Source organism: Salinibacterium sp. VpJ6 (assembly GCF_059767345.1).
In genome coordinates, this window is record NZ_JBSOQL010000004.1 from 195,006 (window position 1) to 217,639 (window position 22,634).

A 22,634-nucleotide genomic window follows, 5' to 3' on the forward strand; every position below is an offset into this window, starting at 1 on the left:
CAGAAGTCTGGATGCGGGCGAGCCCCGTGGCAGGCTAGCCGCGCTTTGCCGCAACTGAGTTAGCGATACCCCACACCGCGCAGAGCACGAGCACTTGGGCCGAAGCGAGCAAAACCAGGTGTTGGAACACCGCCGCGAGCACGAACTCTACGATGGCAAGAACGAGCGCAACGACACCCACGACGGCGAAACCACTCTTCGCGAGAAGGCGGTCGCGTTCGTCACGGTATTCGATGGCGTTGAGCCGAGTGACGTCGCTCGCTTTCTGGCCCCGCGCATAAACGGCGCTGACGAAAATGAACACGGCCGCGGCGAGCAACAGCGCCATCTCGAACCAGTTGGCGAAGAGCCCCGTGACAACCGCGCCGGCGAGCAGAAGGCCCAACAGCACCACGTTGATGGTCGAAACTGTGAAACTAGTCGTTGTCTTCAATGTGAAACACTTCCTCAATCGTCGACCCAAAGAACCGGGCAAGCCGCACCGCGAGAATCAGGGATGGGTCGTAACGCCCCGTCTCGATTGCATTAATGGTCTGGCGAGAAACGCCTAGCGCTGCGCCCAAGGCCGCTTGGGAAAGCCCTGCGGCCTGACGTCTGTCTCTTACTTCAGATTCCATGTGACAAGCATGCTTTACATATCTGTGATGTGTCAAGTGTGCTTGTCATATCGTCGTTCGGCCAGTAGACCGCGATCCCGCGTGCCACACTGGCGGGATGACAAGGACTGATGCCACCCGGATGCCCGAGAAGATGTCGCGCGATCGCGCCGCCCTCGACGCACTTCTCGACTCGGAGATCGTCGGGAACGTCGCCTACGTTCATGACGACGGCACCCCCGGAGTTCTGCCGACCGCAGTTGCACGCCTCGGGGATGAGCTGATCGTGCACGGCTCCAGTGGCTCACGCTGGATGCGGCTCGTTTCTGGTGCGCCCGTCGCGATCTCGGTCACTGCCGTCGGTGGCATCGTGGTGGCCCGCTCCGCCTTCGAATCGTCGTTGGTTTACAGCAGCGCCGTACTGTTTGGACCATTTCGGGCGCTGGAAGGCGAGGAGAAGTCCGCCGCCGTCAATGCCATCACCGAGAAGCTGATCCCCGGCCGCCTGGCCGAAGTGCGCCCGAACACTAAGAAAGAACTCGCAGCGACGCTCGTGCTGGCGCTGCCGATCGCGGAATGGTCGTTGCGCACCTCCGACGATTGGCCCGATGACACCGACGCCGACATCGCGGGCGATGCGTGGGGCGGGCACGTGCGGTTCGGAGCTCGAGCCGTGGAGGTTGTTGCCACGCCCGACCTGCGCTCCGGCATCCGCGTGCCTGATTCTGTGCGGGCATTCGAGTAAGCCGTTTCGCGGGCTCGCCGACAAACAGAAAGGGCGCCATCCCCCGTGGGATGACGCCCGCCCAAGGCACCCGATGCCTGGTTCTGTGAGTTAGACCTTTGCTGCTGCCTTCTCAGCGTCAGCCTTCTCGGTCTCGCTGGCGAGCCATGCGTCCCTCTTAGCGCCAGGCAGCCAGCCCTTGTTGACGACACGAATCTGGAAGATGGATGCCGCCACGACGAGTACGACGGCAATAAGAATCGTGAGCACGACTCCCACGGCCGGCACTCCACTGAGCAGGCTGACACCGATCAGGGTTCCGAACCAACCGAAGTCTGCATCGCCGAACGTGCTGTTCGCGAAGCCGAGCTCACCGAGAACGAGGAGCAGGATGGCGGGAAGGATCGTGATGAGAACGCCGTTGACGAATCCACCGACGACGGCACCCATGCGACCACCGGTTGCGTTGCCGTAGACACCGGCGCCACCACCCGTGAAGAAGTGGGGAACCATGCCGGGGAGGATGAGCGCGAGGCCGAAGACCGGTCCGAGCCACGTTGCCAGCAGTGCGAGCGAGATGAGCCCGCCGAGGAACGATGCGAGGAATCCGATGAGTACAGCGTTAGCTGCGAACGGGAAGACCAGCGGGATGTCGAGCGCCGGCTTGGCTCCGGGAACTACCTTTTCGGCGATGCCCTGGAAGGCGGGAACGAGTTCACCGAGGATGGTGCGCACACCGTAGAGGATGATCGCGACACCGACTCCGAACTGCAGAGCCTGAGCGAACGCAGCCATGATGTACGCGCCGCTGTCAGCAGCACCAAAGACGTCGAGTGCTTCCTGCTGCGGCAGAGCGATGAGACCCCACACGGCGAAGACCAGGTAGATGAGAACCATCGAGATGGCGGTAGCAACCATGGAGTCGCGCAAGAACTTGAGGCCCTGCGGGAAGTTGATCTTCTCCGTGGAGTGGCTCTTCTGACCGGTGGCCTGACCAGCGGCACCAGCCGCGATGTAGCCGAGGGTTCCGAAGTGACCGATAGCGATCGTGTCGTCCCCGGTGATCTTCTTTGTCCACGGGTGAGCGAACGCCGGCATCACGACCATGATCACACCGAGCAGCAGCGCTCCGATGAGAACGACGAGCCAGTTGAGGTCGGGGCCGAAACCAACAGAGAGCACCACGCTGAGAAGCAGCGCCATGAACACCATGTGATGACCCGTGAGGAACACGTACTTGAGCGGCGTGAACCGAGCAAGCGCGAGCATCACGATGAAACCGAGGGTGAGCACGTAGGCGCTGGTGGCGCCGTACTCCACCGAGGCAAGAGCCGTGATGACCTCGTTGGTCGGGATAACGCCCTGCGCGCCCGTGACCAGAAGGATGAGGTTGCCGAGCGGAGTTAGCGAACCGACGACGACTCCGGCACCGGCGCCCAGGATCAGGAAGCCAAGTGCCGCCTTAAGACCGCCACCGATAACGGCTCCGGCTGGCCGCTTGAGGGCAATGAGCCCGACCGCGGTGATGATGCCGACGAGATATGCCGGCACATTGAGGATCTGTTGTCCGATGAAATTCAGGACTACAACAAGCCACTCCATTGTGTTCTCCCTTGTATTGGTTAGTTAGCCGAGAAGGCGGTGCACTATTCGGGTAGCGCGGCCTTGAGCTTGGTAGTGATCTCTTCGAGATCAAAGAAGTTGTCGATGATGATGACTTCGGCGCTGACATCTCCGATTTCCGGAGCGAGTTCTTCAGAGGTCAGCACGATCTGGGCGTCTCGCGACATTCCGCGCGCGACTCCGATGTCAGCTGCCTCCACCTCGGCGTCGACCCCGAGCGTGCGAAGCACCTTTTCCGCGTTCATTTTGAGGAGAACCGAGGTGCCGATTCCCATTCCACAAACCGCAACGATCTTCATGAGTGTGCCTTTCGATTTCGAGAGTGATTTACTGCGTGTTCTCTCGGATGATTGCCCGGAGTTGTTCTGGATCGGTCGCCTCGAGGAGGCGGTCGAGATCGCCGCTGAGAACGCCAGCGAGATTCGACATGGTGGCAAGGTGGGAATCGTGGTCGGTGGCCGCTAAGCCCACAACCAGTCGAACGGGATCGTTTGCGGCGTGGCCGAATTCGATCGGCTCTGCCAGGCTTACCCAGCTGATCCCCGTCTTCACCACAGCGGGTGATGGCCGCGAGTGCGCGAGAGCGATTCCCGGCGCGATCACGATGTAGGGGCCAAGGTCTTCCACCGCGCGAATCATTTCGGCGGTGTACTCGTCAGTCGTCGAGCCGGTGGCGGTGAGAGCAGCGCCCGCGAGCCGCACGGCAGCGCGCCAGTCGCTCGCCTCAGCACCGAGGACAATCGCGTCATCGCTGAGTTCGTCTGCCAAGGTCGCGCTCACTGCATCCTGCTCTCTCGCTCGTCCGTTGAGCTTTCACCGTGAGTGAATGCTCTGGGCGATTGCGAGCCTAGCGCCAAAGAGGGACTTATGTCTACGAGTAACCCTAAGTGGCTACTTCTCGCCATAGTGGGCGAGAGAAGCGCCATTCTCACGAGTGAGGCGACTGATACGATCCGCCTCAAACAGCGCATCCTGCACGATGAGGGATGCCCCAATCACGCCAGCCTGATGACCCAGCTTGGCCGGAATCACCACTAGGTCGCGCCGCGAGAACGCCGTTGCGTTCTGCAGCAATCGCTCCCGGATGGGCGCCAGAAAGACGTCGCCCGCGTGCGCGATATTGCCGCCGACCACGACGGCGGAAGGATTCAAGAGCGCCACGGGGTCGACGAGTGAATCCGCGATGTGCTCCCCCGCTGCCTTCAATAGGGCTGCGACACCCTCGTGCCCAGAGTCGCTGAGCGCCACGATGTCGGCACTCGTGCGCACAGCAGCGCCACTCGCCAACAACTCGCGCGCGATCGCCCGACCGCTGGCCACCGTGTCGAGACAGCCGACGCGACCACACAGACACTCGTCGTCGCCGCCGGAGGGCGAGTGGGCCAGATCGCCGGCCCCGCCACGACCGCCGTGATAGACCCGACCATTGAGCACGAGACCACAGCCGATGCCCATTCCCACCTTCAGAACGATGGCGTCGTCGTATTCCGGCCAGCCCAAGCGATGCTCGCCCACCGCGAGAATGTTGACGTCGCGATCGACGGCGAAGACCGCACGGTAATCGTCGGGGAAGTAATCCTTGACCACGACATCCGCCCACTGGGCATTGATCTGCGGCGAGGCGATGCGGCCACTGGCCGAGTCGACCGGGCCGGGAACGCCGACGCCGATTCCGCGCACGTCGGCGCGAGACTTGCCGAGCTGGGCGAGCATGTGGTCGAAAACCTGGCAGCTCCAGTCAAAGATGTCGTCGGGGCCGTGACCGAGCCCGATGTCTGCTTCGTCTTCGAGCAGGATCGTGGAAACGAGGTCGGTGATGGCGAGCCGAGAGTGCGAGCCGCCGATGTCCATCGCGAGCAACAGGCCAGCATCTTTGTTGACGACGAACTCTTCGGGCGGGCGCCCACCACGCGAATCGGATTGGCCAGCGCTGACGATAATCGCGGCGTTCAGCAACTCGTCGAGGCGACGAGCGAGAGTGATGCGCGACCAGCCGAGCTGGGAGATGAGATCGGTACGCGTTGTGGCCTGACCCGAACGGATGAGGTCGAGCACGACGCCAGAACCGGTGGAGATCACGTGCGCCATAGCTTTGTCCTCCGCATTGTGACCTACCGTCAGGGAAGTCTACTTCGTGACTGGGCGGATCCTTCCGCACACATTGACTTTAGTACACAAGTAGACCAAAGTGTCAGGTATGTCAGACACCGGCCTCCCTTTCTCAGGTAACGTCACTCCCGCCGAAGCGGATTCGCTGCGCGCCGCGATCGCCATTCCCGCCCACGTGGTGCAGGCGAAGGGCCACGGCCACGGCGGAACTGCGATGGCGCTGGCGCCCCTCGCGCACGTGCTCTACCAGCGGATTCTGCGCCACAACCCCGGCAACCCTGACTGGCTGGGTCGCGACCGCCTCGTGCTCTCCGCCGGCCATGCGAGCCTGCTGCTCTACGTGCAGTTATTCCTGACGGGCTACGGGCTTGAGCTCGACGAGTTGGCCAAGAGCCGCACCCTCGATAGCCGCACCCCCGGGCATCCGGAGCTCGGGCACACCCCTGGCGTTGAAATGAGCACCGGCCCGCTCGGGCAAGGAGTCGCCTCGGCCGTGGGCATGGCGCTGGCCGCCCGCCGCGAGCGCGCGCTGTTTACCCCCGACAATGAGATTCTGAACTCCGCGATTTGGGTAATCGCCGGGGACGGCTGCATGCAAGAGGGCGTGAGCGGCGAAGCATCGAGCTTGGCGGGCACCCTCGGCCTCGACAACCTGATCGTGATCTGGGACGACAACAACGTCACCATTGACTCCACTGGCGAGGCGGCCTTCAGCGAAGACGTTCGCGCTCGCTACGCCGCCTACGGCTGGCGAGTTCTCGAGATCAACGACGCGAGCAACCTCGATGAGATCGAAGCGGTGCTCACTGAAGCGCAGTCTCGCGATGGCCGCCCCACGTTCGTGGCCGTGCGCAGCGTGATCGGCGCCCCCTCGGCCGCTTTCTCGGGCAAGCCCGCCGCCCACTCCGGCGGCTTTGGCGACGACGAAGTTGCCGCCATCAAGACTTCACTCGGTTTCGCTGCGGATGCTCCGCTCAACGATCTCGTCACCGACGACGCCCTCGGCTTCAGCCGCGGCGCTCTCGCCCGAGGCCAGGCCCTCGAAGAAGAGTGGAACGCAGCGCTGGGAACGTGGAAGGCAGCACACCCCGACGCGGCGAGCGCCTGGCACGCCTTCCGCAATCCGGATGCCGCCGCAGCCCTCAGCGCGCTGAACGGCATTGAGGTTCCCACCGCCGGCACCCCGTCGGCCACTCGCAAGCTCAACAGCGTCGCCATCAAAGCACTGCAGAACGTCTCATCTCTCTGGGGCGGATCGGCAGACCTCGCCGGCTCGACCGGGGTGGAGGTGCCCGGCTCCGCCGTGACCGCGAGTAACCCCGGCGGCGAATTCATCCGCTTTGGGATTCGGGAGCACGCCATGGCGGCGATACTCACCGGCATCGCAATTCAGGGGCCATGGCGACCGTTTGCGTCGACGTACCTCGTGTTCAGCGACTACATGCGACCGAGCATCCGCCTCGCTGCATTGATGCAGTTGCCCGTCGTTTATGTGTTTACTCACGACAGCGTTGCTGTTGGTGAGGATGGGCCAACTCATCAGCCCGTTGAGCAAGTAGCGTCACTGCGCACCGTGCCCGGGTTGGATGTGGTGCGTCCCGGGGATGCCGCCGAGGTCGTCTCGGTGTGGAAGCGCCTGATAGCGCAACCCGCAGGCCCCACGGCCCTCGTGTTCTCACGCCAGGACGTTCCCGTTCTGCACGAACGCGACGACTTGGATGCCAAAGTCGCCCACGGCGGCTATGTTGCGTGGCAGAACGGCGAGGGCCTCGATCTCGCACTCATCGCCACTGGCAGCGAGGTTGCTCTTGCCATTGAGGCGGCGGAGGCTTTGGCCGCGGATGGTGTTGCTGCCCGCGTGATTTCGATGCCGAGCGTGGAGTGGTTTGCGGCGAGCGATGCTGCCTATCGCGAGTCGGTTCTACCGGCGGCAATCATCGCCCGTGTTGCCGTCGAGGCAGGACGCGGGGATGGCTGGTACCGCTGGGTCGGTCTCAACGGCGAAGTGGTGAGCGTGGAAGAGTTCGGTGAATCCGGTTCAGGGGCGCAGGTCATGGATCGACGCGGGATCACACTCGACGCTGTGCTCGATGCTGCTCGCCGCTGCCAAGGCGCACCCACTTTGCTACGCTGAATTTGTAGCCGCAATAGTCGGCTCCCGACGACGGATCAGTACCGGGTATGCGACAAGACTGGCCAAGGAGACTGTTGTGTACTGGCTTATTCTGATTCTTTCTGGCGTGCTCGAAGCCGTGTGGGCTACCGCCCTCGGCAAGTCGGAGGGCTTCACGAAGCTCTGGCCGACGGTCGTCTTCGGCGTCGCGATTCTCGCCAGCATGGGTGGCCTCGGCTACGCGATGCGCGAGATTCCCATCGGCACCGCCTACGCGATCTGGGTAGGAATCGGCGCCGCACTGACCGTGGCCTACGCCATGATCTTCGGCGGCGAGCCCGTCTCGTGGGTCAAGATTCTGCTCCTCATGGGCCTCGTCGGCTGCATCGTCGGGCTCAAGCTCGTCGACTCGGCGCACTAGGGGACTGCGAGCGGCGCGCGAGCCCTCACTCGCTTCGCCGCTTCGCGCATCCATTTGTTGTTCTGATTGCCAGCCTGCGATGTCAGGTGAAAGGCGCGGCACCGCTCACACCAGTAGAGCGCTTTCTCTCGGCGGCGTGGATCGCCCGAGGAAGCGATAGCCCGTAGAGCGAGAGAAGCCTGAACCATAGTGAGATAGCGCAGCTTTGCGCAGGAAGAGTGGGGCAAGGTGATACCTGTCGGTCGTCGCGAAAAGATTGCGACGCGCTTCGCCTAAATAACGACCGACGTCTGAAAACGCGACTTGAAAGTCCACTTCCAGGGCCCCGCAGTAGCGGGAAATCTGCCGCGCTCATAGTGTCAGAAGTGAGGCAATCAACGCAACTAAAAGACCTCTCCACCCCTTCTGGGGTAGCCGCCGAGGTGCCTCCGGCTGCAAGAATTGAGTGATGCTCGCGCGGGGGTGCGAGTCGAGGGGAATCCATGAAGCAAGCTGGACCACGGGATTGGTCGCCGCCCGAAAACAACAACTATCGTCCGGCAGATAGCTACCGTTACTCATCGAATCGGTCGACGACCACTTTCGCCCCGCGGAAGTTGGTACGCAATGGGCCTGGACGACTCTCACTGGTCTTCGGCATCATCGCTGCCGGGCTTGCCCTGTTCCCCATCGCTTCGGCGGGAGCAGGGAACGGATACATTGCATCCACGGTGGGGATCACTGCGATCGCCTACGGCTTCTACGCCCTCAGACTTCGCCACTATCGGGAGGCCACCGCCCGGCTAAGTCCAATCATTGGCATCCTGCTGGGCGCTTTTGGAACGCTTCTCATGACCGCACTTGTCGCCAACTTCTATCTCAACGGGTCGGCTCTCAACTCTCCCCTGACATTTCAGGTCGCGCAGACAGAATTCACGTTTGATTCGGAAGGCTTAGCCCTGTCGAAGCCCGCCGAAAGCGCGGCTACGGGCGGGACCGGCCAGACCACCGAGATCATCACGCCAGCGCCGGTCGCCGCGCCTGCGTCGTTCGCATCCGCCGACGAAGAGCGGATGGCGCTCATTCAACATCTTGGCACCGTGCAGTTCGTGCTGAAGCAGATCGCGCCGCAGAGCAAGCCCGCCAGCCTGAGCCTTGCCACCCCCGGCGGCACCCTCTCGACACCGGACGGGCACGCGCTCACGATCTTGCCCGAAGGCACCGTGGTCAACTATGCCCCCTCGGCAGATGGCTCCAATTACGTCATGACGCTTAAGGGTGCAACCTTTGGCAGCATGGTGCAGCTCGACACCGCGGTCGGCCAGATCGTGGCATTGAACTAGCTTTCCTGCCGGGGCGAGCGGCACAGCGAGCGGCAGCCGAACCCCGCTGCTCATCTGCGCACAAAGCATTCCATTTCGGCCTGTTTTGCCCAGAAACGCAGGGGTAGACAGACTTTTCTGGAAATTTGCCAAAAATAACGGAACGGTAACTAGACAGCGTTATCTTTCCGTTATACATTCATAGAGCAGAGGTTGTTTGCTGTGGCAGCTACTGCGGAATGTGATTGCAGGACACTCTTGGTGCAAAGGGAGAGGGTCGGTTTCATGCCTCTGAAACCGGCCCTCGAACTATTTAAGCGGTGCGCGATTTTTGGGGATCGCACGGCCTAGGCTGACACGACCGCCGAATCGAACGGACACCGTGACCACCGCCCCAGTGCATCCGGATGTTGCCCACGTCATCCGCATCCTTGGCGACGCGCTGCTCGAACACGATCAACTCGTGGCCGAGCCCGACAACGCCGAGTACGGGGCCGTCACCACGCTTCCTGCTGCAACCCGGTTTCGGGTCGCAAAACTCACCCCCACCAAGCCCGGCTTCTTCGTCACGGTCTGGCGCCGCGACGTGGATGGCACTACGCAACCATTCCCCAGCGATGATGGCACGCAGCACCTCGTTGTCGTCACCCGCGCTAGCAACGGCTTTGGCGCTTTCATCTTTCCGGTCAGCACGCTGATCGCCCGCGGCATCGTTTCGGTCGACGGGCTAGGCGGCAAGCGCGGTTTCCGCGTGTACCCACCCTGGGCTGATACCCGCAATCGCCAGGCCCAGGACACCCAGCAGTGGCAGTGCGAGCACTTTCACCCGCTCAGCTAAATAGTCAGCCGCCGACCCTAGAGTTGAGGGGTGAGCGGAAACCAGAATCAGCCCTCCATCGTGTGGCTGCGCAACGACCTGCGACTAGCCGACAACCCTGCGCTAACGGCCGCCGCGAGCGAAGGCCGACCGCTTGTTGTTGTCTATGTTCATGATGAAACCGGCGACGGCATCCGTCCGCTGGGTGCGGCAAGCAAGTGGTGGCTGCATCACAGCCTCACTGCTCTGGATGCCGCCCTACTGAATCTAGGCGGCCAGCTGACGCTGCGTCACGGCCCGGCCGCGCAGGTGCTGCCGGCGCTCGTGGACGAGCTCGGCGCCGCCTCGGTGCACTGGAACCGTCGCTACACGGCAGCCCGCGACATTGACGCCGGCCTCAAAACGAGTCTGCGCGAGCAGGGGCTCACGGTCGAAAGCCATCAGGGTAATCTGCTGAACGAGCCGTGGCATATCCGCAATGGGCAGGGCGAGCCGTACAAGGTTTTCACTCCGTATTGGCGTGCGGCACAAGATCGTCCGGTGCGAGATGCACTGCCGGCGCCGACCGCAGCCGAGCTGAGCTGGCCTACCGACTCCCCCGCGAGCGACGACCTCGCCGACTGGGATCTGCTGCCCACCCGCCCCGACTGGGCCGAGGGACTGCGCGAGACCTGGACTCCCGGCGAAGATGGCGCCCACGATCGCCTCGAAAGTTTCGTCGCCGAACGTCTCGCCGACTATCACCGCCGCGACGAACCTGCCGTGGATGCCACGAGTGGGCTCAGCCCACACCTGCGGTTCGGCGAGATCAGCCCTACCCAGATCTGGAACCGGCTGCGCGGCAACGGTAGCGGCGCCGGCAACGACAGCGACTCCGGTAACGGCAACGGCTCCGCCGATGTGCCCACCGCGGCCCGCAAGAACGTCGCCAAGTTCCTCAGCGAAATTGGCTGGCGCGAATTCTCCACCGCCCTGCTCTTCGACAACCCGCGCCTCGCGACCGACAGCTACCGCCCCGCCTACAACGCCTTCCCCTGGGGTTACACCGTCGACCAGCTCGGCGACGTGAACGAGCCTGCCGGTGTCAGCGAAGTCGACGCGTGGCGCCGCGGCCGCACCGGCATCCCCCTCGTGGATGCCGGGATGCGCGAGCTCTGGCACACCGGCACGATGCACAACCGCGTGCGCATGGTCGTCGCGAGCTTCCTCATCAAGAACCTGCTCATCGACTGGCGCGCCGGCGAACAGTGGTTCTGGGACACCCTCGTTGACGCTGACGAAGCCAGCAACCCCGCCAACTGGCAGTGGGTTGCCGGATCTGGTGCGGATGCCGCCCCCTACTTCCGTGTGTTCAACCCGGTCTTGCAGCAGAAAAAGTTTGACCCCACGGGTGCCTACGTCTCGTATTGGATTCCCGAACTCGGCACCGACGCGTATCCCGAACCCATCGTGGATCTCGCCGAAACCCGCCGCGAAGCCCTCGAGGCGTACACGGCAGTGAAAGCTGCCGCCGCCGAATAGCCCACTGGATGCAGCACTGGGCAGTTCACCAGATTCCCCTCAGTTGACTGCCAGCTTGTGACCTCAGCCCCGGAAACATGCGGATCTGCGCGCACCCGGCAGCCGGCATCCGCACCCCCGATTGCCCGATTTCACACTTTTTCGACATGACCCCCAAACCGGTCACACCCGCACTCCGGAGTACTCATTGCGCCTCGGGAAAGCCTCGAGACGCAGAGCCTCTACGGAGGCCGACCACGTAAGAAGGAGTTCAGTCATGAACGCATTTACGAAGAAGACAACGCTCGGCGCAACCGCTACCGCAGTAGCCCTCATCGCAGTCGGAGCAGCAGCTCCCGCCATGGCAGCAACCGGTGACAGCTACACCTCGACGAAGCCATACTCCTACTCCTCCCCCAAGCAGACCGACATCCCCGTCGTTGTAGCACCCGAGGTCGGCGACGTTGACCTTCTGGGTGGAGACATCCTCGGCGGCGGCATCCTCAACGGTGACCTTCTCAACGGCAACGCTGTTGCTTCCGGCAACGAGATCAACGCACCCGTGGCATCCGGCAACGACACCGCAGTCGGCAACGTGAGCGACTCCGCGAACGTGTCTGACGTAGCGAACGACGCCAACGTTTCCGACGTCGTCGACAACGCCACTCAGGCAACCGACGTTGTAGACAACGCCACCGACGTGGTCACCGACGTGACTGACGTCGTGGACGTTGACGACATCCTCGACGGTGTTATCGACACCGACGACCTCATCGGTGGCATCAGCGGTGACCTTGGTCTCGACGGAATGTTCAACTAACTTTCTTCACTCGTTTGCCCCCGCCTGATGTTCTCCCGGCGGGGGCAAACGCCGTGAACTACGTCTACCCGTACTTGAATCTTCGGCTTTAGACTGGGCGCATGTCGGTCACAGAGCTCTCGGTCAGCACCCAGAACTATCTGAAGACTGTGTGGAGTCTTTCCGAATGGTCAGATTCCCCCGTCACCGCCACCGTGATCGCTGAGCGCACCGGCTACACGCTTTCAAGCGTCTCGGATGCCGTGCGTCGCCTCACCGATCAAGGCTTCCTGGACCATGCCCGCTACGGTTCCATCGCCCTCACCGACGTGGGTCGCGCGCACGCCGTGGCGATGGTTCGCCGGCACCGCCTCATCGAATCGTTCCTCGTGAGCGTGCTCGGCTACGGCTGGGATCAAGTGCACGACGAAGCCGAAAACCTCGAGCACGCCGTCTCTGACTTCATGGTGGAACGCATCGACGAGTTTCTCGAACACCCCACCCGCGACCCGCACGGCGACCCTATCCCCAGCGCCGACGGCGTGATCACAATCCCGGATGCCGTGCAGCTCACCCGCATTGCCCCCGGCAGCACCGTGGTCGTGGAACGCATCTCCGACGACGACCCCGAGCTACTTAAGTTCTTCGAAGAGCGCGGAATCGTGTTCGAAGCGGCCCTCAGCGTGAACGCCGGGGCGCCGTATTCGGATGCGCTCGAGGTCGTTGTGGTCGATGACGCTAGTGGCAAGAGCGGTGAGGCGAGCCGTGAGGCGCGGGGCGAGGCGACTGACGGTGCTGTGCGCCAATCCGCTGTGCCGATCAGCCTGGGCCGGAGCGCGACCGACGCACTCTACGTATCGGGCGGCACCCTCACGGCATGACCTGAGGCGCACCGCGCGGGTTCCGCGTGCAGGCGGTGCCTTTCGAGCTACTGAGCGGCGAGCATCCGCTGCCGCTTCATCGCACCGAGGCGCTTACCGATCACACCCTGCGTGGGGCTGAACAGGTAGACGAGCGCGAAGATGCAGCCTTCAACGAGCACGATCATGCCGCCGGATGCCGTGTCGAGGTAGTAGCTGAGGTACAGCCCGGTGACGGCCGCGAGCGCCGACATTACCGGGGCGATCACGAGCATGCGCGAGAAGCGATCGGTGAGCAGGTACGCGGTGGCGCCGGGGATGATGAGCAGGGCCACGACGAGAACGACGCCGACGGCCTGAAGCGCGACGACGGCGGTGAGGGCGAGTAGGCCGAGCAGCGCAGCGCCGAGCACTTTGGGGTTGAGGCCGATCGCGTGGGCGTGGGTGGCGTCGAAGGCGTAGAGGGTGAAGTCGCGGCGCTTCACGAGCAGGATCGTGAGCGTGATCGCGCCGAGGATGAGAACTTGGGCGAGGTCGGCCCAGGAGACTCCGAGGAGGTTGCCGAAGATGATGTGGTTGAGGTCGGTCTGCGAGGGCGTGACGGAGATGAGCACGATTCCGAGCGCGAACAGGGTGGTGAAGACGATGCCGATGGCGGCATCCTCTTTGATGCGGCTCGTGTTTCGCACGATGCCAATGAGGGCGACGGCAAGGAAGCCGAAGATGACAGCACCGAGTGCGAAGGGCGCGCCCACTACATAGGCGAGCACCACACCGGGGAGCACCGCATGCGAAACAGCGTCGCCCATGAGCGACCAGCCGATGAGCACGAGCCAGCACGACAGCACCGCACACACGATGGCGGCGGTCACGCTTGTGGCGAGGGCCCGCACCATGAAGTCGTAACTGAGGGGTTCGAGGAGGAAATCGAGAGGGTTCATTCTGCGTCTCCCGCCGTGACGTCGAGGCCAAAGGCCCGTGCGAGGTTTTCGGGCTTCAGCACCTCGGCGGGAGTGGATTGCAGCAGCACCGTGCGCATCAGCAAGATCGCCTCGTCGGCGAGTTTCGGCAACGCATTGAGGTCGTGGGTGGAGACGAGCACGGTGGCTCCCTCGGCGGCGAGCTCGCGCAACAGTATCGTGATCGTGCGTTCGGAGCGCTTGTCCACTCCAGCGAACGGCTCGTCGAGAAGCAGGATCGTCGCGCCCTGAGCGATGCCGCGGGCCACAAACGCCCGCTTCTTCTGGCCGCCCGAGAGCTGGCCAATCTGGCGGTCAGCGAGGTCAGTCAGTTCAACGCGGGCAAGCGCCTCGGCGACGGCAGCCTTATCGGCAGCCTTCGGGCGACGCGAGAAACCCATGTGGCCATAGCGACCCATCATCACCACATCGCGAACCGAAAGCGGGAACGCCCAGTCCACGTCTTCGCTCTGCGGAACGTAGCCGACCGCTCCGGCCTTGCGCGCGAGTGCAGGCTGCTGACCTGCCAGCGTGACTGTGCCGTGGTCGGGGCGTAGCATCCCGGTAATCGTCTTGAAAAGGGTCGACTTGCCCGAGCCATTCATGCCGATGAGGCCATAAATGCGGCCGGGCGCGAGGCTGAGGCTCACGTTGTCGAGCGCGAGCACATCGCCGTAGTGAACGGTGACATTGCGCACTTCGATGGCAGGCGCACTCACTGGGAGGCCCCGCCCAGCCCGGCGATGATGGTCTCGGCGTCGTGGCGCAGCAGCTCGAGGTAGGTGGGCACTGGGCCGTCGGCCTCCGACAGGGAGTCGACGTAGAGGGTTCCGCCGAAGCTCGTTTCAGTGGCCTCGACTACTTGCTGCATAGAGCGGTCGGACACGGTGGATTCGCAGAAGACGGCGGGCACGTCGTTGGCACGCACGAACTCAATGACGGATGCGATCTGGCGCGGCGTCGACTGCTGCTCGGCGTTGACCGCCCACAGGTACTGCTCGGTCAGGCCGGAGTCGCGCGCGAGGTAGGAGAACGCACCTTCGCAGGTGACGAGCGCGCGCTGCGTTGCGGGAAGCTCGGCCAGTTCTGCGGTGAGCTCATCGTGCACGAGTTGCAGTTCAGCTTTGTACGCCTCAGCATTTGCGGCGTAGTCGGCGGCATTATCGGGGTCGAGCTCAGCGAACGCGGCCTCCATGTTGTCGACGTAAATCTGTGCGTTGAGTGGGCTCATCCACGCGTGCGGGTTGGGCAGCCCTTCATAGGCATCTTCGGCAATGTTGATGGTGTCTACGCCGTCAGAGACAACAACGTGTGGCACGTCGAGACCGTCGACGAACTGCGCGAACCACGCTTCGAGGTTGAGCCCGTTGTCGAGAATCAGGTCAGCGTCGGCCGCCTTGGCGATGTCGCCCGGCGTGGGCTCATAGCCGTGGATCTCAGCACCCACCTTGGTGATGGATTCCACCCGCAGGTTGTCGCCGGCCACGTTCTCGGCGATATCAGCGAGCACCGTAAAGGTCGTGAGCACAACAGGGCGGTCATCGTTCGGGTCGGTCGTGGCGGTCGCATCCGAAGCCGCGGTGCAGCCAGTGAGACCGAGCAGGAGGGCGGATGCTGCAGCCGCGAACATCGTCGTGCGTGCTGTGCGCGTACGACCTGTTGCGACTCTCGTTCCCATGTTCTGATCCTATGTTGGGAGAGCCTCGTTAAGAAACTACGTCTAGACGTAGTTCCTCGAAAATGCGGTGAACCAGCAAGAGTTGCGATTCTTTCGTGGCCCCAGAATTGGCGCACTGACAACCTCAACACTCGACGTCGCGATCAGCGAATCTCGGCGTCGAACGAAGGCCGCAGCGCTGGCTGTTCGACAACCAATTCGAGTGACCGCTGGGCTTCCCGAAGCGTCTGGGTGAGAGGCCGAAGCGTGTGTGACGACATCAGCGCGTTCGGCGCTCCGCTTGTGACACCGTTCGAACTCCGGGATGCGGAGGAGAGTATTGCAGTCGAACTGCGTTGCTGAATATAGTTGAGCTAACCGAGAAGGGACCGACGATGTTGAAACGGTTTCTCAATCTGATGGGTCGGGTCGCTAAGCGCCTGGCATTCGTGTTTACCCAGTTAGGCGGAGCGGCCAACGGTGGCCGAAGCGCGGATCCCAGCGCTCGCTCACTCTACGAAGACCGCGAAGACTACCGACCGTAATAGGTTCCCCTTACGGACGGTCGCGGTCGCGAACCGCCCACGTGGGGTACACCCCAAACCGACGTCAAGGTCATCCGAACCCAACACCGCGTTGCTACTGTGACCTCATGACCGACTTCGCTAGCGCGCCCACCGTCGACCCTGCCGCAACACGCTTCGACACGATCGTCGTCGGCGCCGGAGTCTCCGGGCTCACCGCGGCACGCTTTCTTGCCCAATCGGGCCAGCGCGTGCTCGTGCTCGAAGCCCGCGACCGCACGGGTGGCCGTACCTTCACCGAACGCTCCGGCGACGTCGCCACCGACCGCGGAGCATCCTGGATTCACGGCATCGACGACAACCCCCTCACCGAAATCGTCAACGCCTTCGGCATGCGCACGGCCGAGTTCACGGTCGGCAGCTACCAACCCACCGGCCGCCCCATCGCCTATTACAGCCCCACCGGCGAGCGCCTCAGCGACGACGCTGTCGCCCAGTTCGCGGATGACGTACGCACCTTCGACGCGCATCTTGCCACGGCGGTGCAGGCTTCCACTCTCGGCTCGTCGTATGAGCAGGCGACCGATGCCGCGCTTTCCACCCTCGGCTGGAACCTCGATCGGGCGGAGCGCGTGCGCGAGTTCGTGCTGCACCGCTCCGAGGAGCAGTACGGCGTGCACGCCGGGTTGCTCGATGCGCACGGTCTCGACGATGACACGGTTGAGGGCGACGAGGTGGTGTTCCCCGACGGTTACGACGAGCTGGCAACGAATCTCGCGCAGGGACTCGACGTGCGTCTCGAGCATGTGGTCACCGGCATCCGCTGGTCGAAGCAAGGCGCAACGGTTGCGACCGCGCAGGGTGAGTTTGCTGCGAACCGCGTGATCGTGACGGTGCCGATTGGGGTGCTCAAGAGCGGCGATCTCACGTTCGAGCCAGCACTGCCCGAGTGGCTCACCCACGCCATCGATGGCTTCGAGATGAACAACTTCGAGAAGGTCTTTCTGCGCTTCCCCACTCGCTTCTGGGATGAGAGCGTCTACGCGATTCGCCAGCAGGGCGAGGCGGGCAAGTGGTGGCATTCCTGGTACGATCTCACCGATCTGCACGGTGTTCCCACCCTGCTCACGTTCGCGGCCGGCCCCAGCGCTATCGAGGCGCGCGAGTGGAGCGACGAACACATCAGCTCGTCGGTTCTCGATGCTCTGCGCGGGCTCTACGGCGAGCGCGTCGAGCACCCCGACGAAGTGCTCGTGACGCGCTGGCAAGACGATCCCTACTCGTACGGGTCGTACGCGTACATGACCCCGGGATCCACGCCCGACGACCACGATCTGATGGCCACGCCGGTCGAGAACGTGCTGCATTTTGCGGGCGAAGCAACGTGGACGGATGATCCAGCCACCGTTACCGCGGCACTACGCTCCGGTCACCGCGCGGCCGAAAACATCCTCGGGGTCGAGCTCCCCTTTGACGCCCTTACCGCAGCGCTGTAGCGCCAGCCCACCGCCATCGTTCACCGTCACATGTCGCCATCTGGCACCCCACGGTGTTAACGTGAGAACACTCCTTCGGGGGTAGCGGGCCACTATTTCGGGGCGGCCCCAGCGACGGTCATTCGGGTGACCATCACGCAGAGGAGCAACTGTGTCAGCGCAACAGCATTCGGGAGCACACGGAACGGTCGCCTCACGGCCGCGTGAACAGTGGTCGGGCCAGCTGGGTTTCATCCTGTCGGCCATCGGCTCCGCCGTGGGTCTCGGCAACATTTGGCGCTTCCCCGGTGTCGCCTACGAGAACGGTGGCGGGGCATTCCTGATTCCGTACCTGATCGCACTGGTCACGGCCGGCATCCCGATTCTCTTTCTTGACTATGCGATCGGGCACCGCTTTCGCGGATCAGCGCCGACCGCGTTCCGTCGTCTCGGCGGCAAGGCGGGCAAGTGGCTAGAGTCGCTTGGCTGGTTCCAAGTCTGGATCTGCATCGTCATCGCCGTCTACTACGCCGCCGTCGTCGCGTGGGCAGCCAGCTACTTCACCTTCAGCTTTGACCTGCGCTGGGGCGATGACACCGCAGGTTTCTTCCTCGGTGAGTTCTTGCAAACCTCAGACCCCGGTTTTAGCACGCAGTTCGTGCCTGCCGTGCTCATCCCCCTCGTGCTCGTCTGGGTTGCAGTGCTCGCCGTTCTCGGGTCCGGCATCGCCAAGGGCGTACAGCGCGCCAACGTGATCTTCTTGCCGCTGCTCGTCGTGGCCTTCCTCATCCTCGTCGTTCGCGCTCTGTTCCTCGATGGCGCGATGACCGGGTTGGATGCTCTCTTCACCCCTGACTTCTCCGCCCTGAGCGACCCCGGCGTGTGGATCGCGGCCTACAGCCAGATCTTCTTCTCGCTGTCGATCGCGTTCGGCATCATGATCACGTACTCCTCGTACCGCAGCCGCAAGGCAAACGTCACAGCACCCGCTCTCGTTGTTGCGTTCGCGAACTCCTCGTTCGAGATCATCGCCGGCATTGGTGTCTTCGCGACGCTCGGCTTCTTTGCGTTCCAACAGGGCGTCGGTGTCGACGAGCTCGAGGGGCTCACCGGCGTCGGCCTCTCGTTCATCACGTTCCCCGCGATCGTCTCGCAAATGCCCGGCGGGCCACTCTTCGGGGCACTGTTCTTCGGCTCGCTCGTGATGGCCGGCTTCACCTCGCTGTTGTCAGTACTGCAGGTCGTGTCATCCGCGTTCCAAGACAAGTTCGGGATTACCTCCCGCCAGGCATCGCTCCGGGTCGGGTCGGCACTGGCCGTTGTTTCGGTACTGCTGTTCTCTACGACCACCGGACTCATCACCCTCGACACCGTCGACCAGTGGGCCAACAACATTGGAATCGTCGGTGCGGCAATTGCGGCGACAATCCTCGTGATCTGGGTCTTCCGTAAGGGGCCAGAGTTGGCCGGCCACCTCAACGCCGTCTCCACCTTCAAGGTCGGGCGAATCTGGCAGCTTCTCGTCGGAATTCTGGCGCCCGCCGTGCTGCTCTACATGCTCATCCAACGCATCATCGTGCTCGTCACGGAAGGCTACGAGGGCTACCCGCTCTGGTACCTCGCGATTGCGGGTTGGGGCACCATCGCGGTGATCCTGATCGGGGCAATCACCATGACCGCGCTGCGCTGGAAGCACGACCCAGATGACTTCACCCCCTGGCCCAGCGCCCAAGTATTGAAGGAGCTCAAGAAATGAGCGGCATCGCCATCACGTTCTTCATCATCGCCGCCGTGCTCGTGTGGGGCGGCCTCATCGCGAGCATCATCTTCCTCGCTCGCAAGCCCCAGCTCGACGTGTATCCCGAGGGCTCAGAACTCGTCAGCGACGACGACTAGCGCTCGAGGCGCAGTGGGCACGCGCCCCCGTCGCCCCTAGCGGCAAAAACAACGATGGCCGGGAATCCGTGAGGATGCCCGGCCATTGCCGTTCTAGTTGAGGTGCCAAACGCTACTCAGCCGTGTCGCCCTCGGTAGCGGCCGGAGCCGACTGAGGCGCAGCGTTTGCGACGGTGTTTGCTGCCTGCGCTAGCGTGGCGCCGAGAGCGCTGTCGTTCGACTCTCCGCGAGCGGCTTCGCCTACAGCCTGACCAACGGTGCGGCCCTGGATGATCGACGCGAGGTCAAGGCCGGTTGCTGCCTTGATCGACTCGAACGTTCCACGCAGCGCAACAGCACTTTCGGTGCCGACGGTGTCTCCACCGCTGGCTCCGCTGCCGCCGATGACGGTGACAGAACCGATCTGGCCGTAACCCTTGGCCCACTGCTCCATGACCTGCGGCAGAGTTTCTAGGGCGCGCTGAGCGAGAAGCGCGTCTTGATGCTTAGCGAGAGCCGCGGCTTCAGCTTCGATGCTCGCAGCTTTTGCTTCACCGGCAAGGCGGGTGGCATCCGCATCGGCAGCGGCGCGAACGCGCACTGCTTCAGCTTCGACAGCCGCGATCTGGGCCTGAGCTTCTGCACCCTTAACGAGACGGTAAGCGTCGGAGTCGGCATCCTTCTGAGCCTTGTACAGGTTGGCGTCAGCGAGACGCTTCACGTCAGCGTCGAGCTCCGCCTGACGGTTCTCAGCACGCTGCTGCAGAACGCCCTGTTCGGCACGGGCGCGAGCGAGAGCTTCGGCCTGCTCGGCTTCAGCGTTAGCCTTACCGACCTCGGCCTTAGAGTCTGCGGTGTTCTTGTCGAGCGCGGTCTGCTCAATCAGGTTTGCCTCGGCAACGGTGATGTTGCGCTTGGAGATTTCGCGGTTAGCGTCGGCGGTAGCCAACTCGGCTTCGCGACGCTTCGACTCAATCTGCGGGGTACCGAGCGACTGGATGTAACCCACCTTGTCGCCGATGCCCTTGATCTGGAACGAGTCAAGAATGAGGCCCTGCTCAGCAAGCTCAGTTGAAACATCCGTCGCGATCTGGTCAGAGAACTTCTTGCGCTCACGCATGAGTTCAACAACAGACAGCGTGGCAACAACACCACGAAGAGCACCCTCAAGCTGCTCTGTCGTGAACTGCTCGATGGCCTGGTCTTGCGAGGCGAAACGCTCAGCAGCGCGACGAACCAGCATCGGGTCCGAACCGATCTTGACGATCGCAACCGCTTCGACCTGCAACGTCACGTTGTCGGCCGACTGCGCTTCAGCGGTCATCGATACCTGACGCGAACGCAGCGAGATTGTCTCGTGGCGCTGCGTGATCGGGTTGACCAACGCCTTGCCATTCACGATAACCGTGACGGCGGAGTCCTTACCCGAGGAGTCCTTTTGCGAACGCCCCGAAACGACGAGAGCCTCGTCGGCGCGAGCGACCTTGAACCAGGCGCGAGCGATCAGCAACATGACCAGGAAAAGTACAACAAGGATGACCACCCCGATTCCGATGAGGAGGACGAGTCCGCCAGTGGCGAAGATTTCCATGTATGCACCTTTCAAAAAATGAGCGATCGCTCCCCATTGTCCTTGGTTAGAGGCCCCGCATCCACCCTTCAATGCCATCCGCCGTGATTGGAAGTGCTTCGGAGAGAATTTCGTGGCCTGTTGGGGTGACCATCACGTTGTCTTCGATGCGCACGCCGAGGCCCCGCAGCTCGGGCGGCACCGTGTTATCCCACTCGTGAAAGTAGAGTCCGGGCTCGACCGCCATGACCATTCCGGGCACGAGTTCGCCGCTCTGGTACGCGGAGTAGCTCGACTGCGCGCAGTCGTGAACGTCGAGGCCGAGGTGATGTCCGATGCCGCACACAATGTACCGACGGTGGTGCTGGCCCTGCGGGCTCAACGCCTCATCGACCGAAACGGGGAGCATGCCCCAGTCGTGCAGACCGGTCGCTATCACCTCGAGCGCGGCGAGATGAAAGTCGCTGAAGACTTTTCCGGGGCCAACGGCCGCGAGTCCCGCACGGTGCGCCTTCTCGACGAGGTCGTGCGCTTGGCGCTGGGCGGGCGAAAAGGTTCCGGATGCCGGAAGCGTGCGCGTGACATCCGCCGTATAGAGGGAGCGGGCTTCCACTCCCATGTCGAGCAGCACGGCGGCGTCGGGATTCACGGGACCGTCGCAGCGCACCCAGTGCAGCACGGGTGCATTCTTTCCGCTGCCGACGATCGTCGTGTACCCGGTGCCGTTTCCGACGGTGCGCGCGTAGCGGTCGAAGGTGCCCTGCAACCAGCGTTCGCCGCCGAACTCGATGGCTTGCGGAATCTCGCGAGCGACCGCCTTGAAGCCCTCGATGGTGTGGTTCACGGCACCGCGCAGTTCGGCGATCTCCCACTCGTCTTTGATCATGCGGATCTCCGAGAGCACCCGACCGAGATCGTGCGAGACCGGGATGTCGCGCAACAGCGGGCGGGCGCCGTGCAGCGATCCGGTCAGCGCGATATCGCTCGCGCGAGCCAAAGCCGCATCGAGTTCCGAGAGCGGACGCGTCTCGATCTGCAGCGCGGCAGTCCACTCGGGCATGCCGGGGGCGGAGCCAACCCAGAGTTCGCCGTGGGCGGCATCCGCAAAGAAGTCTGCCTCGCCCGGATATGCCGGAGCGGGAATGAAGAGCGTGGCGTCGTGGCCACCGGCTGTGGGGCTCATCACGAGCACGGCGTCTTCGGCCGAGCATCCGCTCAACCAGAAGAAATTGCTGTCGGGGCGGAATCCGTAATAGTTGTCGTTCACGCGCACCGGTGCGACGCCGCCCACCACCACGATCGTGCGGCCGGCAAACGCGGGGCTCAACCGCTCGCGGTGTGCTGCCGTGGCCGCGGCGATGCCCGGCACGGTGTCGGGCGTGCGATCGGGAGTAGCCCACCCAGTCTCCATGTACTCGATGAAACCGGTGGCGTTGCGCAAGTGCGGCAAGCGCGGGTCGCCACGATCAGGGTGCGGCACCGAGACTGCGGGAGCGGTGTGCGGATGGGAGTCAGAAGTCGAGTGCATGGCGCAGCCTTTCGAAGCAGAGAACTGGCTGTCGGCGGTGCGCCCGGCGACAGAAGTTGTGTCTCCATTTTAGAGCCCGCGGGTTCCGCCTTCTGGGCTGAGGATCCTAGACCAGGGATGCCTGGCCGGCGCTCCCGAGCAATTCTTCGCATGGTCGCCTAACGCAAGAAAGCCACACCCCGA

Annotated in this window: 22 protein-coding genes and 1 riboswitch; of the genes, 11 read left to right on the plus strand and 11 right to left on the minus strand. The window is 63.3% G+C overall.

Annotated elements, in window-relative coordinates; genetic code table 11:
* Positions 1 to 34: 34 nt before the first annotated feature.
* Both ACWTV1_RS12955 and ACWTV1_RS12960 read right to left on the minus strand, forming a co-directional pair.
* Positions 35 to 433 (minus strand): hypothetical protein, encoded by a 399-nt coding sequence (locus ACWTV1_RS12955; RefSeq protein ID WP_498505640.1) that lies wholly within the window; start codon positions 431 to 433, stop codon positions 35 to 37.
* Positions 417 to 617 (minus strand): helix-turn-helix transcriptional regulator, encoded by a 201-nt coding sequence (locus tag ACWTV1_RS12960; protein WP_100389361.1) that lies wholly within the window; start codon positions 615 to 617, stop codon positions 417 to 419. Before ACWTV1_RS12960 ends, ACWTV1_RS12955 begins: the two co-directional genes overlap by 17 nt.
* A gap of 97 nt (positions 618 to 714) precedes the next feature.
* Here ACWTV1_RS12960 and ACWTV1_RS12965 point away from each other — a divergent pair, with 97 nt between their 5' ends.
* Positions 715 to 1,341: a pyridoxamine 5'-phosphate oxidase family protein gene (locus tag ACWTV1_RS12965; protein ID WP_498505641.1), complete on the plus strand. Its 627-nt coding sequence runs from the start codon at positions 715 to 717 to the stop codon at positions 1,339 to 1,341.
* A 90-nt stretch (positions 1,342 to 1,431) separates the two neighbouring features.
* Here the strand turns inward: ACWTV1_RS12965 and ulaA are convergent, their stop codons facing one another.
* The 4 genes from ulaA to ACWTV1_RS12985 form a co-directional block, all read right to left on the minus strand.
* Positions 1,432 to 2,922, minus strand: a complete 1,491-nt coding sequence (gene ulaA / locus ACWTV1_RS12970) for a PTS ascorbate transporter subunit IIC (protein ID WP_498505642.1) — start codon at positions 2,920 to 2,922, stop codon at positions 1,432 to 1,434.
* 44 nt (positions 2,923 to 2,966) lie between these two features.
* Positions 2,967 to 3,242 carry a PTS sugar transporter subunit IIB gene (locus ACWTV1_RS12975; protein WP_100389357.1) on the minus strand — a complete coding sequence of 92 codons (276 nt, stop codon included), beginning with the start codon at positions 3,240 to 3,242 and terminating at the stop codon, positions 2,967 to 2,969.
* A 28-nt stretch (positions 3,243 to 3,270) separates the two neighbouring features.
* Entirely contained in the window at positions 3,271 to 3,723 is a 453-nt protein-coding gene (locus tag ACWTV1_RS12980; protein ID WP_498505643.1) for a PTS sugar transporter subunit IIA, read from the minus strand.
* Between the two features lie 111 nt (positions 3,724 to 3,834).
* A complete protein-coding gene (locus ACWTV1_RS12985; RefSeq protein ID WP_498505644.1) occupies positions 3,835 to 5,031 on the minus strand; it encodes an ROK family protein in 1,197 nt (398 codons plus the stop codon).
* Between the two features lie 109 nt (positions 5,032 to 5,140).
* Between ACWTV1_RS12985 and ACWTV1_RS12990 the strand changes: the two genes are divergently transcribed.
* The 7 genes from ACWTV1_RS12990 to ACWTV1_RS13020 all read left to right on the plus strand — a co-directional run bounded on the left by ACWTV1_RS12990 (position 5,141) and on the right by ACWTV1_RS13020 (position 12,884).
* Positions 5,141 to 7,186, plus strand: a complete 2,046-nt coding sequence (locus ACWTV1_RS12990) for a transketolase family protein (protein WP_498505645.1) — start codon at positions 5,141 to 5,143, stop codon at positions 7,184 to 7,186.
* A 2-nt stretch (positions 7,187 to 7,188) separates the two neighbouring features.
* Positions 7,189 to 7,253, plus strand: a riboswitch (guanidine-III (ykkC-III) riboswitch).
* A gap of 9 nt (positions 7,254 to 7,262) precedes the next feature.
* A complete protein-coding gene (locus ACWTV1_RS12995) occupies positions 7,263 to 7,586 on the plus strand; it encodes a DMT family transporter (protein ID WP_100389353.1) in 324 nt (107 codons plus the stop codon).
* A gap of 482 nt (positions 7,587 to 8,068) precedes the next feature.
* Positions 8,069 to 8,908, plus strand: a complete 840-nt coding sequence (locus ACWTV1_RS13000; RefSeq protein ID WP_498505646.1) for a hypothetical protein — start codon at positions 8,069 to 8,071, stop codon at positions 8,906 to 8,908.
* A gap of 361 nt (positions 8,909 to 9,269) precedes the next feature.
* Positions 9,270 to 9,725: a MepB family protein gene (locus tag ACWTV1_RS13005; protein ID WP_498505647.1), complete on the plus strand. Its 456-nt coding sequence runs from the start codon at positions 9,270 to 9,272 to the stop codon at positions 9,723 to 9,725.
* Between the two features lie 30 nt (positions 9,726 to 9,755).
* Positions 9,756 to 11,225 carry a cryptochrome/photolyase family protein gene (locus tag ACWTV1_RS13010; protein WP_498505648.1) on the plus strand — a complete coding sequence of 490 codons (1,470 nt, stop codon included), beginning with the start codon at positions 9,756 to 9,758 and terminating at the stop codon, positions 11,223 to 11,225.
* A 256-nt stretch (positions 11,226 to 11,481) separates the two neighbouring features.
* Positions 11,482 to 12,024, plus strand: coding sequence for a hypothetical protein (locus ACWTV1_RS13015; RefSeq protein ID WP_498505649.1), 543 nt, complete (start codon positions 11,482 to 11,484; stop codon positions 12,022 to 12,024).
* A gap of 101 nt (positions 12,025 to 12,125) precedes the next feature.
* Positions 12,126 to 12,884 (plus strand): metal-dependent transcriptional regulator, encoded by a 759-nt coding sequence (locus ACWTV1_RS13020; protein WP_498505650.1) that lies wholly within the window; start codon positions 12,126 to 12,128, stop codon positions 12,882 to 12,884.
* Positions 12,885 to 12,931: 47 nt separating this feature from the next.
* Here ACWTV1_RS13020 and ACWTV1_RS13025 read toward each other — a convergent pair whose 3' ends face one another.
* Genes ACWTV1_RS13025 through ACWTV1_RS13035 form a run of 3 tightly spaced genes read right to left on the minus strand, consistent with a single transcriptional unit; the run spans position 12,932 to position 15,500 of the window.
* Entirely contained in the window at positions 12,932 to 13,804 is an 873-nt protein-coding gene (locus ACWTV1_RS13025; protein ID WP_197126192.1) for a metal ABC transporter permease, read from the minus strand.
* A complete protein-coding gene (locus ACWTV1_RS13030; protein ID WP_498505651.1) occupies positions 13,801 to 14,541 on the minus strand; it encodes a metal ABC transporter ATP-binding protein in 741 nt (246 codons plus the stop codon). The genes ACWTV1_RS13025 and ACWTV1_RS13030 overlap by 4 nt, the downstream gene beginning before the upstream one ends.
* Entirely contained in the window at positions 14,538 to 15,500 is a 963-nt protein-coding gene (locus ACWTV1_RS13035; protein ID WP_498505652.1) for a metal ABC transporter substrate-binding protein, read from the minus strand. The genes ACWTV1_RS13030 and ACWTV1_RS13035 overlap by 4 nt, the downstream gene beginning before the upstream one ends.
* A 631-nt stretch (positions 15,501 to 16,131) precedes the next feature.
* Between ACWTV1_RS13035 and ACWTV1_RS13040 the strand changes: the two genes are divergently transcribed.
* From ACWTV1_RS13040 to ACWTV1_RS13050, 3 genes are all read left to right on the plus strand, one after another.
* Positions 16,132 to 17,499 carry a flavin monoamine oxidase family protein gene (locus ACWTV1_RS13040; RefSeq protein ID WP_498505653.1) on the plus strand — a complete coding sequence of 456 codons (1,368 nt, stop codon included), beginning with the start codon at positions 16,132 to 16,134 and terminating at the stop codon, positions 17,497 to 17,499.
* Between the two features lie 151 nt (positions 17,500 to 17,650).
* A complete protein-coding gene (locus tag ACWTV1_RS13045; protein ID WP_498505654.1) occupies positions 17,651 to 19,234 on the plus strand; it encodes a sodium-dependent transporter in 1,584 nt (527 codons plus the stop codon).
* Positions 19,231 to 19,374 (plus strand): MetS family NSS transporter small subunit, encoded by a 144-nt coding sequence (locus ACWTV1_RS13050; protein WP_197180149.1) that lies wholly within the window; start codon positions 19,231 to 19,233, stop codon positions 19,372 to 19,374. Before ACWTV1_RS13045 ends, ACWTV1_RS13050 begins: the two co-directional genes overlap by 4 nt.
* A gap of 112 nt (positions 19,375 to 19,486) precedes the next feature.
* Here the strand turns inward: ACWTV1_RS13050 and ACWTV1_RS13055 are convergent, their stop codons facing one another.
* Both ACWTV1_RS13055 and ACWTV1_RS13060 read right to left on the minus strand, forming a co-directional pair.
* Entirely contained in the window at positions 19,487 to 20,944 is a 1,458-nt protein-coding gene (locus tag ACWTV1_RS13055; RefSeq protein ID WP_498505655.1) for an SPFH domain-containing protein, read from the minus strand.
* Between the two features lie 46 nt (positions 20,945 to 20,990).
* Positions 20,991 to 22,451: an aminopeptidase P family protein gene (locus ACWTV1_RS13060; RefSeq protein WP_498505656.1), complete on the minus strand. Its 1,461-nt coding sequence runs from the start codon at positions 22,449 to 22,451 to the stop codon at positions 20,991 to 20,993.
* Positions 22,452 to 22,634 lie beyond the last annotated feature (183 nt).

What these genes read in the sequence shown, in the direction of transcription:
- ACWTV1_RS12960 (WP_100389361.1), bottom strand. Translation starts at nt 617, where the DNA reads ATGGAATCTGAAGTAAGAGACAGACGTCAGGCCGCAGGGCTTTCCCAA.
- ACWTV1_RS12965 (WP_498505641.1), top strand. Translation starts at nt 715, where the DNA reads ATGACAAGGACTGATGCCACCCGGATGCCCGAGAAGATGTCGCGCGAT.
- ulaA (WP_498505642.1), bottom strand. Translation starts at nt 2,922, where the DNA reads ATGGAGTGGCTTGTTGTAGTCCTGAATTTCATCGGACAACAGATCCTC.
- ACWTV1_RS12975 (WP_100389357.1), bottom strand. Translation starts at nt 3,242, where the DNA reads ATGAAGATCGTTGCGGTTTGTGGAATGGGAATCGGCACCTCGGTTCTC.
- ACWTV1_RS12985 (WP_498505644.1), bottom strand. Translation starts at nt 5,031, where the DNA reads ATGGCGCACGTGATCTCCACCGGTTCTGGCGTCGTGCTCGACCTCATC.
- ACWTV1_RS12990 (WP_498505645.1), top strand. Translation starts at nt 5,141, where the DNA reads ATGTCAGACACCGGCCTCCCTTTCTCAGGTAACGTCACTCCCGCCGAA.
- ACWTV1_RS13000 (WP_498505646.1), top strand. Translation starts at nt 8,069, where the DNA reads ATGAAGCAAGCTGGACCACGGGATTGGTCGCCGCCCGAAAACAACAAC.
- ACWTV1_RS13015 (WP_498505649.1), top strand. Translation starts at nt 11,482, where the DNA reads ATGAACGCATTTACGAAGAAGACAACGCTCGGCGCAACCGCTACCGCA.
- ACWTV1_RS13020 (WP_498505650.1), top strand. Translation starts at nt 12,126, where the DNA reads ATGTCGGTCACAGAGCTCTCGGTCAGCACCCAGAACTATCTGAAGACT.
- ACWTV1_RS13025 (WP_197126192.1), bottom strand. Translation starts at nt 13,804, where the DNA reads ATGAACCCTCTCGATTTCCTCCTCGAACCCCTCAGTTACGACTTCATG.
- ACWTV1_RS13035 (WP_498505652.1), bottom strand. Translation starts at nt 15,500, where the DNA reads ATGGGAACGAGAGTCGCAACAGGTCGTACGCGCACAGCACGCACGACG.
- ACWTV1_RS13040 (WP_498505653.1), top strand. Translation starts at nt 16,132, where the DNA reads ATGACCGACTTCGCTAGCGCGCCCACCGTCGACCCTGCCGCAACACGC.
- ACWTV1_RS13050 (WP_197180149.1), top strand. Translation starts at nt 19,231, where the DNA reads ATGAGCGGCATCGCCATCACGTTCTTCATCATCGCCGCCGTGCTCGTG.
- ACWTV1_RS13055 (WP_498505655.1), bottom strand. Translation starts at nt 20,944, where the DNA reads ATGGAAATCTTCGCCACTGGCGGACTCGTCCTCCTCATCGGAATCGGG.
- ACWTV1_RS13060 (WP_498505656.1), bottom strand. Translation starts at nt 22,451, where the DNA reads ATGCACTCGACTTCTGACTCCCATCCGCACACCGCTCCCGCAGTCTCG.